We start from the raw sequence: 17,585 nt of genomic DNA on the forward strand, positions 1-17,585 counted from the left end.
TCACAGCAGATGCCGCGACCGGAGGTCCGCCACGTACTTGGTGATCAGGTCCTGCGACAGATGGGGGATGTCGTTCTCCTGGTCGAGAGCGGCCGCCCGCACTGCCGCGCGGAATCGGTCCGCCGGCAGTGCGGAACCGGGCAGGGGCTCCTCCGGCCTCGCGAAGGCGTGCAGCAGGGGCAGCAGCGAATGCTGCCTCTGCCGGTCGGGCAGAGCGCGCATGGCGGTCTCGAAGCGGTCGAGCCAGTCGTCGTAATCGTGGACGCGCGCCAGAGGGTGTCCGGCGGCCGCCAGCCAGCCGACGAACGTGTCGAGTGAGATTCCGTCCTCGTGCGGGTTCACCACGTTGAAGGTCCGGTACCCCTCCCGTATGTCGTCGCCCAGCGAGGCGATGGCCCGTGCCGTGAAGTCCACGGGGAGCGCGTCGTAGTGCCCGTCTGCGTCACCGGCGGCGCCCTCGGCGTAGAAGCTGCCGGGGGCGATTCCCGTGGCCAGCAGGCTCAGCAGAAGGCGGCTGAACACGTCCGTGATGTTCAGCTGGCCCCGGTAGCGCCGGTGCGCGAGGATCAGGTTCGAGCGGAACACGGCGACCGGCACACCGAACGTGTCGTGCGCCTCGCGCAGCAGTACCTCGCCCGCCCACTTGCCGGCCGCGTACCCGTTCGCGTAACCGCCGTCCAGGTCGCGTACCCCGCAGGCCGTACGGATGTCCGCCGCCTCGTCGGCCGCGTCCTCGGCCCCGAAGGTGACGGCGACCGTCGACAGGTAGGTGAACCGCTTGATCCGGGACGTGACCGCGAGCCTGATCAGCTCGGCGGTGCCCAGCACGTTGGGGCCGAACATCTGGTCGTACGGCAGGAGATGGTTGACGAGTGCCGCCGGGTGGACGATCAGGTCCACGGCGTCCGCCAGTCGCTGCCAGGTCTCCTCGTCGAGCCCGAGGCCGGTCTCCCCGATGTCGCCGGCGACCACCTCCAGGTGCCCGGCGGCCAGGTCGTGGTAGTGCCGGAGGAGTTCCGGGTCGCCGCTGTCGAAGGCCGCGTCGAGCCGTGCCCGCGCCGACTCGCCGGTGCTGCCGCGGACCACACACACCAGCGTGCCGCCGCGCTCGGCGACGCGCTCCAGCCATTCGAGGCACAGGAAGCGGCCCAGGTAGCCGTTGGCGCCGGTCAGCAGGACGGTCCGGGCCTCGGGCAGCGGACCGCCCGTCCTGCCGGTCTCGGCCACGGTTTCCGCCTTCGCCATGGTCTCCGCGTCGAGGAACGCGTCCAGTGTCAGGTCGCTCGCCGCGAGCCGCGTCGCGCCCGGTCCGTGGACGCTGTCGGCGGTCGGGCGCCGGTGTCCCGACGCGAGGGCCTTGTCGAGGTGATCGGCCACCTGCTGAAGGGTGTTGACCGGGTTGATGACGACGTCGACAGGGACGTGGACGTGGAAGATCTCCCTCAGCAGCTGCGAGAACGACAGCGCGGAGAGGCTGTCACCGCCGAGTTCGTGGAAGCGCGTGCCGGGCCCCACGTCGCCCTGCCGGTGACCGAGCAGCGCTCGGGCGGCCCGGAGCACGGTTTCCAGTGCCGGCCGGGACGGGCCGGCCTGGCGCAGTGCCTGGAGTTCGTCGGCCCCGCGCTCGGTCAGCTCGGTGTACAGCTCTTCGAGCCGCTCGCCGTAGCGCTTCGTCAACGCGGGACGCAGCAGCTTGCGCACTCCGGAGAGCAGCCCGTTCCGCTGGCTGAACGGCTCGGTCTCGATGAGGAAGTCCCGTGGGATCTCGTACGGGTTGAGGCCCGCCTCGGTGGCCAGACGCTGCAGGGACTCGCGCAGGACCGGCCGGAGGCGCCGGGTGTCCCCGCCGGCGCGGTCGAGCGCGTCCTGTGTGGGCACGAGGACCGCGAGCAGGTAGGCGCGGGCGCTGTTGCCGTACACGAAGACCTGCCGGACGACCGGGCTGCCGGTGAAGAGGGCTTCCAGGCGGGAAGCGGCCACGAACTCGCCCTGTGACAGCTTGATGACGTTGGAACGGCGGTCGACGTACACCAGCTCGTCGGGGCCGGTACGGGCCATGATGTCGCCCGTGTGGTAGTAGCCGTCCTCGTCGAAGACCTGGGCGGTGGCGTCCGGCCGCTGGTAGTAGCCGGGAACGAGCCGGTCGGACTTGATCAGCAGTTCGCCCCGGGGGTGCGGTGAGTCGGTGCCGAAGTAACCCAGCTCGGGCACGTCCGCAAGTTTGTGGTCGGTCACCGGCGGGCGCAGCACCCGGCCGTCGAGGGAGACGATTCCGGCTTCCGTCGACCCGTAACCGTCGAGCATCCTGACGTGCAGACAGCTCTCGACGAACGCCGCCGTCTCCGCGCTCAGCGGAGCCGACGCGGTGACGGCCCACAGGAGGCGGCCGCCCAGGGTGTTCTCCCGCAGCTCCTCCTTCACGCGGTCCGCATGCCCGGCCGTGTCGCCTCCCTCCCCCGCCTCGTTCCGGCGGGTCACCTCGCTCTGGTAGCGCTGCAAGAGCATGTCGCAGATCCGGGGCACCATGATGAACTCGGTGGGGCGGACCAGGGAGAGGTCCTCGAAGAGGGTCGACAGGTCGCCCGACGCCACGAAGCAGGCGGTGCCGCCCCTGGCTAGCGTGCCGTACAGCGCGCCCCGGCCCATCATGTGGCTCATGGGCATGTAGTTGAGCACGATGGACGGCCGTGTCTCCCGGCCGGGGACGAAGTCCACCCAGAACTGCTTGACCAGGCGCTCGGTGTACATGGCGCCCTTGGGGGTGCCCGTACTCCCCGAGGTGTAGATCAGCGCGCTGAGCGTGCCGGCCGCCGATCCCTCGGGGACGCGGGGCGCCGGTGGCAGCGTCCGCCCCCGTTCGATGACCGACGCCTGCGTGTCCAGGGCGACGCCTTCGCCCCGCGCCGCGAGCCGGCCGCGCGCGGAGTCCAGCGCCTCCTGGTGAGCGGTGCTCTCGGGATGGTGGCCGAAGACGACGATCCTGCCCAGCGACGGGGCGTCCGCCGCGATCTGGAGGGCGACCTCAAGGTGCGCCACGTCCACCGCGAGCAGGCGCGGTCCGGTCTGCGCCACGATGGGGGCCAGTTGCCCCGCCGGGGCTCCGGCCTGGAGGGGAACGCTCACCGCACCGGAGCGGACGCACGCCAGATCCACCACGGCGTACTCGGCGCTCGTGGCACCGAGAACCGCGACGAAGTCACCGGGGCCCACGGCGTGGTCGGGGTGGTGCCGCCACTCGGAGGCCACCGCGCCGGCACGTTCCCACAGTTCGCCGTAGGTGATCGTGTCGAACCGCTCCAGGAGGCGCAGCGTGGTGCGTCCCGTATCCGGGTCGGTGACCGGCTCCGTGGCACGCTCGCCCAGGGCGGGGCGGTCCGCGTACCCGTCCATCACCGTGGCGACGAGTTCGGCGAGCGGCAGATCCGGCCGCCGGATCGCCTCGCTGACGGCATCCAGGGGCAGTGCGGCGCGGAACTGCGGATCTGTCGCGTACAAATGGGCGCCGCGCCGGGCGGTACGTGCGCCGAACTCGTCGGGCGAGGGCTGCGAAGCGGACATGGGTGATCTCCTCTGTGGCCTTGAAGGCCCGTTCACGGGGGGTCTGCACTGCAACGGAGCAAGGAGCGACGGAACAAGGAGCGACGGAACAACGGGTCATCGGAGCAACGGAGCAACGAGGCAACGAGGCAACGAGGCAACGGATCAACGGGTGGAATGGCGCACTTGGCGGTTTCGTCCCGCGCCGTATCCGGCACCTGCCATGGCGCAGCTGAGGACGATCAGGACCACGAGCGGAAGGGTCCAGCTGCTCGTGGTGTCGTGCAGGATGCCGAGGAGGAGGGGTCCGGACGCCGCGACGAGGTAGCCGATGGACTGCGCCATGCCTGCCAGCGCGGCAGCTTCGCCGGAGCCGCCGGCGCGTTCGCTCTGGAAGGTCAGCGCGAGGACGAGGCAGGCGCCGCCGCCCATTCCGAGCAGGGTGCACGCCAGTACGGACAGCGCGGGGGCGGACACCAGCACGGCGAAGCCACCGGCCACAAGAGCCGAGGCCCCGGCGGCGACCCATCGTTGGTCGTGACGGCCCCGGGTGAGCAGGGGCAGGAGACTGCTGGCCGCCAGGGAGATCAGCTGGTAGTAGAAGAGCATCCATCCGGCCGTGGTGCTGGACGTGCCACGGTGGATCAGAATGCTGGGCAGCCACGCGACGGCGGTGTAGAAGGCCAGGGACTGCAGGCCCATGAACATGCTGACCTGCCAGGCCAGCCGCGAACGCCAGGGGACCGGACTGCGGCCCGTACCGGTGGAGGACTGCGGCCGGTCGCCCCGCATCCGGGGCAGCCAGACGAGGAACGCCGCGACGGTGAAGGCGACACCCCAGGCGAGAGCGGTGTGCCAGGACCCCGGCACGGCGTGGGACAGCGGCGCGGAGATCCCGGAGGAGACCGCGGCCGTGACGCCCATGACGGTGACGTAGAGAGCGCTGACGCCCTGGATGCGGTGTGCGGGCACGCTCCGCCTGATCAGCGCGGGCAGCAGCACATTGCCGAACGCGATGGCGGCGGAAAGGATCACGGTCCCGGCGAACAGGCAGAGCACCGAGGGAAGCGAGCGGACCACGGTGCCGACGGCCAGCGCGCCGAGGGCCGCCACCAGCAGGCGCGCGGTGCCGAACCGGTGCGACGCCCGGGCCACCAGGGGCGACGTCGCGGCGAACGTCAGCAGGGGGAGGGTGCTCAGCAGCCCGCCCCAGCTCGATGTCAGGCCGCTGCCGTGCTCGATCGCCGGCAGTAGCGTACCGACACCGGTGAGCGTCGTACGCAGGTTCGCCGCCACGAGGCAGATCGCGAGGACGAGCCCGACCGACACGACAGGCCGGGTGTGGTCGGCGGTCGGCGTCCCGTCGGCGGTCGGTGTCCCGGAGGCGGAGCCCTGCCGGGATATCGGAGACGCCTGCGGACTCACCGCCTCTCCGCCCCGGGAGGCGCGTCGGTTTCGCGAGGTGCGTCGGTTTCGCGAGGTGCCCCGGCTTCGTGGTCGCGGGTGAGCTGGACGATCGCGGCCGCGGCGGCGCGGGCTCCGTTCTCGTCCCGGGCCTCGATCGCGTCGACGAGCCGCCTGTGCAGGCGGGCGTGTTCCTCGGCACCGGCGGCGTCCCAGGGCAGGCCACCCAGGGAGGAGGTCAGAGCCGTACCGAGGTAGTCGTACACCTCGATCAGGAGGTCGTTTCCGCTCGCCCGGACGACGGCCCGGTGGAACAACGCGTCGACGCCGCCGGCCGCGGACATGTCCGCACCGGCACAGGCCACGTCGGCGTCCGCCAACAGCTCTCTCAGCTGCTGCAACTGCTCCTCGCTGCGGCGCAGGGCGGCGGCTCCCGAGGCGTACTCCTCCAGGACGGTACGCAGTTCGAGAACGTTGTCCCGCTCGGCGGAACTCGCTCGCCGCACCATGACCGACTGGAGCTCGCTCGACGCGCGGACGTAGGTGCCGTCCCCTTTCCGGGCTTCCAGCAGGCCCAGGTGCACGAGCGCGCCGATCGCCTCCCGCAGGGTGCTGCGTCCGACCCCGAGTTCCTCCATGAGGACCTGCTCCGGCGGAATGCGCGTTCCGACCGGCCATCCGCCCGCCTCGATGTGCGAGCGGAGGCTGTCCACGAGCTGCGCGGACAGGCTTGCCGCCCGTTGCGGTGTACTGATGCGCTTCATGGAGACACCATACATACAAACGTCAGACATTTGAACATCACATGAGCCCGGCCCTCAGGTACCTCACCCAGCCCTCCCAGCGCTCCCCGAAATCAGTCGCCCGTCCTCGGCCCGTCCGGTACGGTCGCGGCATTGTCCGCTGCCGGGAGCCCGTGTGGACGGCGGGTTGCCCTCCCGGCGGTTCCCAGCCCGAGAGCAGGTTGCGTCATGGCATGTCGGATCAGTGAACTCGTGCTGGGTTGTCGCGACCCCGAGGCGCTGGCGCGGTTCTGGTGCGAGGTCCTGGACTTCGTCGTACTCGACCGCGAGGACGACGGCACGCTGGAGATCGGGCCGCGCGAAGGGTTCGGCGGCCCGCAGCCGACGATCATCCTCAGTTCCCGGGACGAGCCGGAGAGCGGGAAGTCCCGGCTGCACATCGACGTCAACGCCACCGACCGCGAGCAGGACGCCGAGCTCGAACGCCTGCTGAAGCTCGGTGCGCGCCCGGCCGACATCGGCCAGACAGGGCAGGAACCCTGGCACGTCCTGACCGACCCCGAAGGCAACGAGTTCTGCCTGCTCAAGGCCCGCCTCAACCCCCTCTGACGCGCGCCTGCACAGCGGTCACGCCTCGGCACCGGCCCGTACGGCGCATTCGGGATAACGGAACCGGATACATGACGGCACTTGAATCCTGCCCCTTCATGGAATCCTTCATCTTCGTGCGTCACCTCGACGGGCTCCGCTGTCACTTCGCACGTGAGGGTGAGGCGGCCAAGTGTCCCCGTGGTCAAATGCTCACGTGGCCGGGCTCTCCGGCCGCTGCGGGCAGCCGTGGAGGAAGCAGGGGGTGCGAGTGCGCGTGGACGCGTCCGCAGAGCGGCGGGGCGATGTCGTGGAGCAGCCGTTCTTGATGCCGGTCACCGATGTTTTCGGCCGGGAGCAGGGCAGAGCGGTCCTGGTGACGGGCGCGGTCGAGCGCGGCCGGATACGCGCGGGCGACGAGGTGGAGTTCGTCGGCCTCGGTGGTGACGCCGGTGCCGTCGTCGCGGAGATCGAGGTGGGCGGGCGGCGCGTCGACGAGGCGGGTGCGGATACGCGCGTGGGCCTGCTGCTGCGGGGCGCGGCCACGGGAACGGCCGAGGCGGGGCAGGTGCTCGCGGCGCCGGACTCGATCGACGCCTGGACCGGCTTCACGGCGGACGTGACCCTGCTGTCGGAGGAGCAGGGCGGTGCGGAAGTACGCACCGGCCGGCGCCTCCAGTTCCACCTGCGCAGCGCCGTGGTACCGGGCGTCGTGACGCTGCCGCCCGGCACCGACGTGCTGCATCCGCTGCACACGGGCACGCTGACGGCCGTACTGGAACGGCCCGTGGCCCTGGAGCCGGGGCACTTCTTCGCGTACCGGCGGCACGGCCGTGCCGCCGGCACCGGCACCGTGACGCGGCTCCTGCGCTGAACGGCCGGGGAGCGCCGCCGTCAGGCGACCGGCTCACCTGGGCTCGCCTCCTCCGTTATCGCCCGGATCACGTGCCGTGCGTTGCGCGCCATCGCCGGGTTCGTCCGCCGGTAGTACGGCAGCGCGATCAGCGCCTGCGAGAGCGTCCGCCCCCGGCCCCGGCGCCAGGTCGCGTCGTCCTCGCCGAGTGCTTCGCGGAAGACCTTCCTGGCGTCGGCCGGCAGCAGGTTCCACGCCGGGAACAGGTCGCAGGCCGGATCGCCCGCTCCCGTACATCCGAAGTCGATCACCGCGGTCAGCCTGCCGCCGTCCACCAGCAGGTTGCCCGGCATCAGGTCGGCGTGCAGCCACACCGGCGGTCCGTCCCAGCCCGGGGCCCGCAAGGCGTCCTCCCACACAGCGGTCACCACGTCGCAGTCGACACCCTCCTCCGGGATGCCGCGCAGTTCCTCGATGGCCCCTCGGGTCCCCGCGTCGAGCGCGGTGACCGGTCCGCCGCGGTGGGCCCGCGGCGCCCCCGGCACGGTGACGCCCCGCATCGCGGCGACGAACCCGGCCAGATCCTCGGCCAGCCGTACGGGGTCGGTCAGCGCGCCCTCCTCGGGGGGCTCGCCCGGCAGCCACCGGTGCACCGACCACGGCCACGGAAAGCCCGCGGCGGGCTCCCCGGCCCCCAGCACCTCGGGAACGGCGACGGGCAGCAGGGGCGCGAGGCGGGGCAGCCACTCCTGCTCCAACAGCACGTCCCCGGCCCCGCCCCCGACGAGCGGCAGCCGTACGACCATGCTGTCGCCCAGCCGGTACATGGCGTTGACCGTGCCGCCGGACGGGAACCGCTCGACCGCCAGCCCCGCCCACCGCGGGAACTGTCCGGCGACGAGCCGCCGCACGAGGGCGGCGTCGACGGGGTGCTGGCCTGGGTGCATCGGTCCGGTGCTCATGGGACGCCATCCGACCGCCGCTCGCGGACGAGCGCAAACGGTTTTCCCGCTGGTGGTCCGGGCTACGCCGGCGCGGCACCCCACCTGCACGCCCCGCGCCGCTCCCCACCCGCGCGGCCCCCGCGCCGATCTTCACTCGCGAGGGTGGCGATCCGGAATGTCCGCCTCACCGGCTCCGCTCCGGCGGGACACTCGACGAGCCCGAGTGGTGTGGCGGGAGTGGGAGACGGTGACGACGGAAGACGAGACGGGGGCGGACGGCCGAGGCCGGGGGCCGCTGGACACGGGCGTACGCAACGAGGTGGTGGCGCCCGTCGAGGGACACGTGGTGCAGGCCGGGGTGGTGCACGGCGGGGTGCACATCCACGCCGGGCGGGAGCGGGCGGCGGTGGTGCCGCGCCAGTTGCCGGCCGCGCCGCGCTGGTTCGCCGGCCGGGCGGCGGAACTGGCCTCGCTGACGGCCGCCCTGGGCGGGGCGGCGGAGCCCGGGGCCATGGTGATGATCTCGGCGATCGGCGGGGCCGGCGGGGTCGGGAAGACCTGGCTGGCCCTGCACTGGGCACATCAGCATGCCGACCGGTTCCCCGACGGCCAGCTGTTCGTGGACCTGCGGGGGTTCACGCCGCTCGGGGAGCCGACGCCCGCCGCCCAGGCGCTGCGCGGTTTCCTGAACGCCCTCGGCGTGGACCCGGCCGACGTACCGGCGGACCCGGACGCGCGGGCCGGGCTCTACCGCAGCCTGGTCGCCGGGCGGCGCATGCTGATCGTGCTGGACAACGCCCGCGACACCACGCAGATCGCCCCGCTGCTGCCGGGCACCTCGGCCTGTACGGTGCTGGTGACCAGCCGCCGCTATCTGGCCGGCCTGGTCACCACCCACGGTGCCCGCTCGCTGGACCTGGACGTGCTGTCCGCGCCGGAGGCCCGCCAGTTGCTGGTCGACCACCTGGGCGGCGAGCGGGTCGCCGCCGAGCCCGAGGCGGTGGACGCGTTCCTGGAGTGCTGTGGCGGGCTGCCGCTGGCGTTGAGCATCGTGGCCGCCCGCGCCACCGCCCACCCCGGCTTCCCCCTGGAACTGCTGGCCGAGGAACTGCGCGATCACGCGACCCGGCTCGACGAGCTGGATGCCGGTGAGATCCCGCTGAACCTGCGGGCGGCGTTCTCGTCCTCGTACCACGCCCTGACCCCGGAGGCGGCCGTCCTGCTCGGGCTGGCGGGCCTGGCACCGGGGCCGGACATCAGCCTCCCCGCCGCGGCCTCCCTCGCCGGGCTGCCCGCGGCGCGGACCCGCGCGCTGCTGCGGGAGCTGGAAACCGCCCACCTGGTGGCCCAGCCGGTGCCCGGGCGCTATCGGCTGCACGACCTGATCTGCCTCTACGCCTCCGAGCAGGCGAGGCAGCACCAGGCGGAGGGCAGCCGCGACGACGCGTTGCGGCGGCTGCTGGACTTCTATCTCCATACGGCCTACGCCGCTGATCAAGTGCTCGATCCGCACCGCGAGTCGGTGACGCCGGACCCGCCGGCGGCGGGCTGCCGTCCCCATCCGCTGCCGGACGAGGCCAGGGCGCTGGCGTGGCTGGACGCCGAGCACCCGTGCCTGATGGCCGCTCAACGCCTGGCCGTGGAGCGGCAGTGGTACACGCCGGTGTGGCAGCTGGCCCCCACGCTGCACACCTACCACTGGCGCCGGGGGCTGCTGGCCGATCAGGTCGCGGTGGCACGTGCCGGGCTGGACGCCACCCGGCAGCTGGCCGACGAGGCCACCCAGGCACCGGCACACCGCCTCCTCGCCGAAGCCTGTGCCCTGGTGGGCCGGCACGCCGAGTCCCTCGAACATCTCCATCAGGCCCTCACCCTGGCCGAACGCACCGCCGACCTGCCGAGCCAGGCGCACACCCACCGCGTCCTGGCGTGGGCCTGGGGGCAGCAGGGCGGCTCCCAGCCGGCGCTGGACCACGCCACCCGGTCCCTGGGCCTGTTCCAGGCGCTCGGCGACCAGGAGTGGGAAGCCCGCGGACTCAACCAGACGGCGTGGTATTCCGTGCAGTTGGGCCACTACGACCAGGCTCTGGCCTATTGCGGAAAGGCCCTGGTTCTGCACCGCCGCCACCACAACCGCAACGGCGAGGCCCTGTCGCTCAGTGTCCACGCCTATCTGGGGCTGTGCACGGGCCGGCACCGCGATGTCCTGGAGCACGGGCGGCGCGCCCTCATCCTCTTCCGCGACATCGGCAACACCTACCACGAGGCCCTCCTCCTGGACGGTCTCGGCCAGGCGCACGCCGCCCTGGGGCAGCACGGCCAGGCCCGTGACGCGTGGCAGCAGGCGCTGGAGCTGTACCGGACCCAGCACCGGTCGGCCGAGGCCGAACGCCTCCAACTCCAGCTGTCCGAGCTGCGCGAGCGGCAGCGTGTGCAGGAAGAAGAGCCGGGCGAGGCGCTCCAGCCAATTGATCCACCGGGGCCTTCCGACGGCCCCCGGAGCGGTTGAGCCCGCGGCGGGAGCGTCAACAATGCGCAAAAAACAGCCGGAGTCAGGTCATCTCGCACCGAGCGCGCGGATGTGACCGGTCCGCCGTGCACGGCGGCGGCGAAAACCCCGCGACCGCCTGCGCATGACGGCATCTTCCGCATATCACGGCCCGGGAAGCGGAGCCTCTCCTCCCCCGGCTGAACGCATAATTCCGCCCCGGGACTTCACCCGAGTCCAGCTCTCACACACCGTCAACGCTGGAAGGATCTTGCTCCAGCGGGTATGTTTTCGTCCAGGCATCGCCGCCTGGTTCTACGGGGGACAACGAGGCGGCCCACGGGGGAACGAACGGGGGACCTTTCATCTCTTCTGCGTGCCTTGATCACGGCGTGTGACTCGACTCTGCCTACGCTGCGCACCGGATACGTCCGGCCGCCGCGTATGCCCACTTTCCATCACCTTGGATTCCAGTGATAGCAGAAGAAGTGTACGACCTGATCCCGGATGATCTCTTCATCCGGGTGGACCAACTGGTACCGGGAAGCTCCGTCTTCCTGAAACTCGAAGGCCTCAATCCAGCGGGTTCGGTGAAACTCAAGACGGCTGTCGCGCTCGTCGCCGACGCCGAGAACACCGGCCGCCCCTTTCCCGCCACCCGGCTCATCGAGTCCACTTCCGGAAATCTCGGAGTGGCCCTCGCCATGGTGTGCGCGGCCAAAGGGTACGCACTGACATGCGTGACCGATCCCAACGCCAACTCCCGGTCCGTACGCCTCATGGAGGCGCTCGGTGCCGAGGTGGTGGTGATCGACGTACGCGACGGCAACGGCGGCTATCTGCAGTCCCGTATCAACTACATCCGCGCGCGTCTGCGCCGCGAGCCGCACGCCTACTGGCTGAACCAGTACGCGAATCCGGCCGGGCCGCGGGCGCACCGGGAGCGCACCGGCCGCGCCCTGGTCGGGGCGCTGGGCCACCTCGACTACGCGTTCATCGGCGCCGGGACGACCGGGACGCTGATGGGCTGTGCCGAGTTCCTGCGGGCACACAGTCCGGCGACGCGCGTCGTCGCCGTCGACACGCTCGGGTCCGTCACCTTCGGCGGCCCGCCGGCCCGCCGGCACATTCCGGGGCTGGGCACGAGCCGCCGCCCGGAAATCCTGGACGAAAAACATCTCGACGAGATCGTGCTCGTACCGGGGGCCGAAGCGGTGGAAATGTGCCGGGTCCTCGCCGAGGAACGCGGTCTGCTGCTCGGTGGTTCCACCGGAACCGTGCTGGCCGCCGTACAGAACGCGGCGAAGGATATTCCGGAGGGCAGTGTCGTGGCGGCGCTCTCCCCCGACTTCGGGGAACGGTATCTGGACACGATCTACGACGACGTATGGGTGGCCGAACGCTGGCCGCACCTCCTCGGCCCGGAAACGGAATTGGACCAGGCGCGTGCCTGAGGAAAGGACATCCGGCATGTTCACTTTCGACGTGGTGCCCGGCGACTCCGTACTGAAGATCCTGCGGAGCCGGCGCGGCGATGTCCTGGACATCGTCGCCCGGACCTACCGCAGTCACGCGGCCGGTGAGACGGTCAACCCGGACAGCTATTTCCTGCGCTTTCCCGAGAAGCCGGACTCCCGGATCATCGCGCTGCCCGCTTACCTGGGCGGCAATGTCCAACTGGCCGGCATCAAGTGGATATCCAGCTTTCCGCGCAACACCGGGAACGGAATACCCCGTGCCTCGGCCGTCCTCGTCCTCAACGACTACGAGACGGGCTACCCGATCGCGTGTCTGGAGGCGGCGAACATCAGCGCCGCGAGGACGGCGGCCTCCGCCGCGGTGGCGGCGACCGCGCTGCGCCCGGCCGGTTACGGGGGAAGCCGTATCGCGGTGGTGGGCGGCGGCGTCATCGCCCGCAACATCTGCGACTACCTGCACGCGGCGGGCTGCGCGCCGGACGGCTACCTCGTCCACGACCTGCACGAACCGTCGGCGCAGGCGCTCGCCCGGCACATCCGGGAAACCCAGCGGCGCCCCGCGGCCGTCACCGGCGACCTCGGTACGGCGCTGGAGGCGGAGACGGTGGTGTTCGCGACGACCGCACTGGCGCCGTACGTCCACCGGCAGTTCGACGCCGGGCAGGTGGTACTCAACATCTCGCTGCGCGACCTCGCCCCCGAAGTGGTCCTGGGCGCGCAGAACGTCCTCGACGACGTCGAGCACTGCATGAAGGCCGACACCTCGCCCCACCTGGCCGAACAGCTCACCGGCAACCGTGACTTCGTGGCCGGGACGCTGGCCGGGGTGCTCAACGGGGAGGTGACGCCCGCAACGGACCGGCCGGTGATCTTCTCACCGTTCGGCCTCGGCGTCCTCGACCTGGCCGTGGGCGCGTTCGCCCTCCAGCAGGCGCGCGCCGAGGGAACGGCCGTCAGCGTGCCCGACTTCTTCGGGGAGACGCGCCGGTGGTGACCCAGGAGCACACGGAACGCCCGCCCGTCCTCGCGGTCATCGGCGTCGGCCCGCGCGGCCTGGGCGTCCTGGAGCGCCTCGTCGGCCACTGCGCGGCGCGGCCCTTCCCGGTCACCGTCCACCTCGTCGACCCGCGGCCGGCCGGCCCGGGTTTCCACCTCGCCGACCAGCCCGACCACCTGCTGCTGAACACGGTGTGCGCGCAGGTCACCGCGTTCGCCGACCCGCGGATGGTGGACGGCCCGACCGGGCCGGCGGGCCCCTGTCTCTACGAGTGGTGCCGCTCCCGGGACCTGCGCGTCGCGGCCGACGGCTACACCGTACGGGCGGGCCGGGGCCGGGAGATCGAGCCGAACGACTATCTGCCCCGGCGGCTGCTGCACGAGTATCTGACCTGGGCCACCGGCCGCATCCGTGCCGCGGCGCCCGACGGGATGCGGCTGGTGCGGCACCGGTCCCCGGCTCTCGACATCCGGCCGGGCGCGGCGGAGCGCGAGGCGGTCCACCTCGCGGACGGTACGGTCCTCGAAGCCGACGCGGTCTTCGTCACCGTGGGGCACCATTCCCTGTACCGCCCGGAGCGGGCGATGGCGGAGCCGCGGCTGGTGTCCCGCCCGTACCCGCTGCCCGGTGTGCTCGACGGCATCGCGCCCGGTAAGCGGGTCGCCGTCCTGGGGATGGGCCTGACCGCGATGGACGTCGTCGCCTCGCTGACGCTGGGGCGCGGCGGCCGGCACGAGAAGGCGGACGGCGACGGGCCCGGTGCGGCGCACGCGGCGGGGGACGACGGGTGCCGGGGACGCGGCGGGCGGCTCCGGTACGTGCCCAGCGGCCGTGAACCGCTCATCGTCCTGTCGAGCCGTACCGGCCTGCCGTCCTGCAGCCGCCCGCATCTGAACCCGGGCCGGCTGCGGTTCGTACCGCTCGCGCTGACCGTGGCGGAACTCGACGCGCGGCGCGCCGCCCGCCCCGGTGGCCGGCTGCACTTCGCCGACGACGTGCTGCCGCTCGTGGAAGCCGAGATGGAGCTGGCCTACTACCGTGCGGTGCTGGGTAACCAGGTGGGCGACTTCGCGGTGGCGGGCGCGGAGTTCGCGCGCCGCGCCGAGCACGTCGGCTGGCGGTCGCTGCTCGCCGAGTCCCGCGGGCGCCACGGTCCGTATCCGCTGCGGGGAGTGCTCGACGCCCCGGAGGGAGAGCGTCAGTGGGCGGGCCCGCGGGAGTACGCGCGGTGGTTCGCGGGCCGGGTCGCGGAGGATCTCGACGACGCGCGTACGGGGCTCGGCCGCAGCCCCCGCAAGGAGGCCCTGGAGGTGCTGCGGGACCACCGGGACGTCCTGCGGGCGGCCGTGGACGCGCCGGGTCTGGACGACGCCTCGCTGGACCGTTTTTTCGGCCCGTTCACCTCCACCGTCAACCGGCTGGTGATCGGGCCGCAGCTGGACCGCTCCGCCGAGCTGCTCTCGCTGCTCGACGCGGGGGTGCTGCGGCTGGGGCCGGGCCCGCGGCCCAAGGTCCTCGCGCCGTCCGGCAACGCCGCTTCGTGGCGGCTGGAGTCCACCTGTCTGGAGCGGCCCGAGACCGTCGAGGCCGACCACGTGGTGGCGGCGCACGTCGCCGAGCCGCCCGCCGACCAGTTGCCCGGCTCGCTGCTGGGCACGCTCGTCGCGGCCGGGCGGGTGGCCACCCTCGCCCGGCACGGCGGCAGCGCCACGGGCCTGCACGTCACCCGGGACGGCCGCGGCATCGACCCGTCGGGGACGGTGCAGTCCCGGCTGTACTTCCTCGGTCCGCACACCGAGGGCTCCAGCTACTACAACCACTACGTCCCGTCCCCCGGCGCGCCCTCGCGCGCGCTGATGGACGCCGAACTCGCCCTGCGTACCGCTCTCGACCCTCTGACTGCGAGGCCCTGATGAACGTCCGTGACACCTTCACTCCCTGGCGGCAGGAGTACCGCCCGGCGACTCGGGCCGCCCAGGGCGACGGCTGGCGCTCGCCGGCCACCGGGTCGATACCGCCGCCCGTCGAACTGGGGGCGACGTTCGCGCGCGACGGGCAGTACCGCTCGCCCGCCGGGCTGGCGTACCTCCGAGACCAGGGCACGCCGGGTTATGAGCAGGTCGAGCAGGTGCTGGCGGGCCTCGAAGGCGGCCGGGACGCGCTGGTGTTCTCGTCCGGGATGGCCGCCGCGACCGCGGTGTTCCAGGTGCTGCCCGCCGGGGCGCGGGTCGTGGTGCCGCGGACCATGTACTTCGGGCTCACCAAGTGGCTCGCCGAGTTCGGGGGTCCGCGCGGCCTGGACGTCGTACGGGTGCCGATGGACGATCTCGACGCGGTGGCCGCGGCGGTGGCGGCGGCGCCGACCGCGCTGCTGTGGGCGGAGTCCCCCGCGAACCCGACCTGGCTGGTGACGGACCTGGCGGCCTGCGCCGACATCGCGCATCGGGCGGGGGCGCTGTTTGCCGTGGACAACACCGTGCCGACGCCGGTGCACACCCGGCCGTTCACGCTCGGCGCCGACCTGATCATGCACTCGGGCACCAAATACCTCAACGGTCACACGGACGTGGTGGCCGGCTTCCTCGTCGCCGCGCCCCGGCCGGAAGGGGAGGACGGCGCGACGGCCGAGGCGCGGGAGGCCCTGTGGGAGCGGCTGCGGCTGCACCGCCGGCTCACCGGCCCGATCCTCGGTCCGCTGGAGACGTATCTGCTGATGCGCGGCATCCGTACGCTCTTCCCGCGGATGCGTCAGATATCGGCCACGGCGCAGGCGCTGGCCGAACACTTCGCCGATCATCCGCACATCGGCCGGGTCGCGTATCCGGGGCTGCCGGCCGATCCCGGCCACGAGGCCGCGGCCCGGCAGATGGCCGGGGGCTTCAGCGGGATGCTGTCCCTGCACGTCGCCGGGGACTGGCAACGGTCCCTGCGTACGGCGCGGTACTGCGAACTCTTCATCAGGGCGACGTCCCTGGGCGGGGTGGAAAGTCTGGTCGAACACCGCTACACCTTCGAGGGGCCGGGCAGCACCTCCCCGAAGGACATGATCCGCCTGTCCATCGGCCTCGAAGACCCGGCCGATCTCGTGGCCGACCTGGAACAGGCTCTGGAACGCGCCGCAAAGGAAGACCGTTGAGTTCGGACATCACGAGCAACATCCCGCCGACCGGCACCACTGCCCCGGCGGAGCCGCCGGCCGGTCCCCCCACGGAGGGCTCACCACCGGACGGCCCGCCCGGGGCACGGCCGGGGCTGTTCCGCGACGCCTCGCTGTCGGCCGTGCTGGCCGGCCTGGTGGCCGTCGTCGTGTCGTACTCCGGCCCGCTGGTCATCGTGCTGGCGGCCGCGGGCGCGGGGCATCTGGACCGCGCCCAGACCAGCTCCTGGGTGTGGGCGATATCCATCGGCAGCGGCATCACCTGCATCGCGCTCAGCCTGCGCACCCGTATGCCGGTCATCACCGCCTTCTCGACCCCGGGTGCGGCGCTCCTCGTCACGAGCCTGGGCGCGTACTCCTACGCGGAGGCCGTCGGCGCGTTCATCGTGACCGGCGCCGTCATCACGCTCGTCGGGCTGACCGGGGTATTCGGCCGGCTGATGCGGCAGATTCCGACGGCCGTGGTGTCGGCGATGCTCGCGGGCATCCTGTTCTCGTTCGGCACGGGGGTGTTCACGTCGCTGAAGACCGCGCCGTGGATCGCCGGTGCGGTCCTGGTGGCGTATCTGCTGGCCAAGCGGTGGATCGCGCGGTACGCGGTGCTGCTGGCGCTGGCGGCCGGGGTGGTGTTCAGCGCGGTCACCTCGCGGCTGGACATCCACATCGACCATGTGGAGCTGGCCAAGCCGGTGTTCACCGCCCCGGCGTTCTCGGCCGGTTCGCTCATCGGGATCGCCGTACCGCTGATCCTGGCCACCCTGGCCTCGCAGAACGCGCCCGGCATGGCCGTGCTCAGCGCGTCCGGCTACGAGCCCGAGGACCGGCTGCTCATCGGCTCGACCGGGCTGGTCTCCACGGCCCTGGCGCCGTTCGGGTCACATGCGATCAACCTCGCCGCGATCACCGCGGCGATCTGCACCGGCCCCGAGGCGCACCGCGACCCGCGCCGCCGGTACGTGGCCGGCGTCTCCTGCGGCTTCTTCTACCTGCTGATCGGCGCCTTCGGCTCGACGCTCGTCGTGCTGTTCGCCGGGCTGCCCAAGGAGCTGGTCGCCGCCGTGGCCGGTGTCGCGCTCTTCGGCGCGCTGGCCGGCGGTCTGACCGGCGCGGTCAAGGAGGAGAAGGACCGCGAGGCGGCCCTGATCACGTTCCTCGCCACCGCGTCCGGGGTGACCATCGCGGGCATCGGATCGGCCTTCTGGGGCCTGGTGTTCGGCGTCACGGCGCACCTCGTCCTGACGCGCCTGCGCACCGGGCGGGCGGCAGCGGCCTGATTCCGCGGCGGTTCGGGGGCCGGTAGGGCGGCCCCCGCCCCGCCCGCGGCCGTGCCGCGCGCGGGCGGGGGGGCGGGGTGGGCGTGAGGGGGCCGGGGTAGGATCAAGGGGCCCAGGGCTTA

Annotated in this window: 12 protein-coding genes; 8 read left to right on the plus strand and 4 right to left on the minus strand. The window is 72.3% G+C overall.

Annotation, left to right across the window (positions count from 1 at the left end; genetic code table 11):
* The 3 genes from car to ACFV57_RS41745 all read right to left on the minus strand — a co-directional run bounded on the left by car (position 1) and on the right by ACFV57_RS41745 (position 5,705).
* On the minus strand, positions 1 to 3,558 hold the full coding sequence (car, locus tag ACFV57_RS41735; protein ID WP_385244216.1) for a carboxylic acid reductase: 3,558 nt from the start codon (positions 3,556 to 3,558) through the stop codon (positions 1 to 3).
* A 144-nt stretch (positions 3,559 to 3,702) separates the two neighbouring features.
* Entirely contained in the window at positions 3,703 to 4,962 is a 1,260-nt protein-coding gene (locus ACFV57_RS41740) for a CynX/NimT family MFS transporter (protein ID WP_385244219.1), read from the minus strand.
* Positions 4,959 to 5,705 (minus strand): FadR/GntR family transcriptional regulator, encoded by a 747-nt coding sequence (locus ACFV57_RS41745; protein WP_385244222.1) that lies wholly within the window; start codon positions 5,703 to 5,705, stop codon positions 4,959 to 4,961. Before ACFV57_RS41745 ends, ACFV57_RS41740 begins: the two co-directional genes overlap by 4 nt.
* 207 nt (positions 5,706 to 5,912) lie before the next feature.
* Here ACFV57_RS41745 and ACFV57_RS41750 point away from each other — a divergent pair, with 207 nt between their 5' ends.
* Entirely contained in the window at positions 5,913 to 6,293 is a 381-nt protein-coding gene (locus tag ACFV57_RS41750; RefSeq protein ID WP_385244224.1) for a VOC family protein, read from the plus strand.
* Positions 6,294 to 6,549: 256 nt separating this feature from the next.
* A complete protein-coding gene (locus tag ACFV57_RS41755) occupies positions 6,550 to 7,146 on the plus strand; it encodes an EF-Tu/IF-2/RF-3 family GTPase (RefSeq protein ID WP_385244227.1) in 597 nt (198 codons plus the stop codon).
* Between the two features lie 20 nt (positions 7,147 to 7,166).
* Here the strand turns inward: ACFV57_RS41755 and ACFV57_RS41760 are convergent, their stop codons facing one another.
* Positions 7,167 to 8,087 (minus strand): aminoglycoside phosphotransferase family protein, encoded by a 921-nt coding sequence (locus tag ACFV57_RS41760; RefSeq protein ID WP_385244230.1) that lies wholly within the window; start codon positions 8,085 to 8,087, stop codon positions 7,167 to 7,169.
* Between the two features lie 229 nt (positions 8,088 to 8,316).
* On the opposite strand from ACFV57_RS41760, the gene ACFV57_RS41765 reads away from it, so the two are divergent.
* The 6 genes from ACFV57_RS41765 (at position 8,317) to ACFV57_RS41790 (ending at position 17,463) form a co-directional block, all read left to right on the plus strand.
* A complete protein-coding gene (locus ACFV57_RS41765; RefSeq protein ID WP_385244233.1) occupies positions 8,317 to 10,578 on the plus strand; it encodes an ATP-binding protein in 2,262 nt (753 codons plus the stop codon).
* 452 nt (positions 10,579 to 11,030) lie between these two features.
* Positions 11,031 to 12,011 (plus strand): 2,3-diaminopropionate biosynthesis protein SbnA, encoded by a 981-nt coding sequence (sbnA, locus tag ACFV57_RS41770; RefSeq protein WP_385244236.1) that lies wholly within the window; start codon positions 11,031 to 11,033, stop codon positions 12,009 to 12,011.
* Positions 12,012 to 12,027: 16 nt separating this feature from the next.
* Positions 12,028 to 13,029: a 2,3-diaminopropionate biosynthesis protein SbnB gene (sbnB, locus tag ACFV57_RS41775; RefSeq protein ID WP_385244239.1), complete on the plus strand. Its 1,002-nt coding sequence runs from the start codon at positions 12,028 to 12,030 to the stop codon at positions 13,027 to 13,029.
* On the plus strand, positions 13,023 to 14,945 hold the full coding sequence (locus ACFV57_RS41780; RefSeq protein WP_385244242.1) for an FAD/NAD(P)-binding protein: 1,923 nt from the start codon (positions 13,023 to 13,025) through the stop codon (positions 14,943 to 14,945). Before sbnB ends, ACFV57_RS41780 begins: the two co-directional genes overlap by 7 nt.
* A complete protein-coding gene (locus tag ACFV57_RS41785) occupies positions 14,945 to 16,168 on the plus strand; it encodes a trans-sulfuration enzyme family protein (RefSeq protein ID WP_385244245.1) in 1,224 nt (407 codons plus the stop codon). The genes ACFV57_RS41780 and ACFV57_RS41785 overlap by 1 nt, the downstream gene beginning before the upstream one ends.
* Positions 16,165 to 17,463, plus strand: a complete 1,299-nt coding sequence (locus ACFV57_RS41790) for a benzoate/H(+) symporter BenE family transporter (protein WP_385244248.1) — start codon at positions 16,165 to 16,167, stop codon at positions 17,461 to 17,463. The genes ACFV57_RS41785 and ACFV57_RS41790 overlap by 4 nt, the downstream gene beginning before the upstream one ends.
* The last annotated feature ends 122 nt before the right edge of the window (positions 17,464 to 17,585 follow it).

Source organism: Streptomyces sp. NPDC059788 (genome assembly GCF_042732265.1).
Taxonomy (GTDB): domain Bacteria; phylum Actinomycetota; class Actinomycetes; order Streptomycetales; family Streptomycetaceae; genus Streptomyces.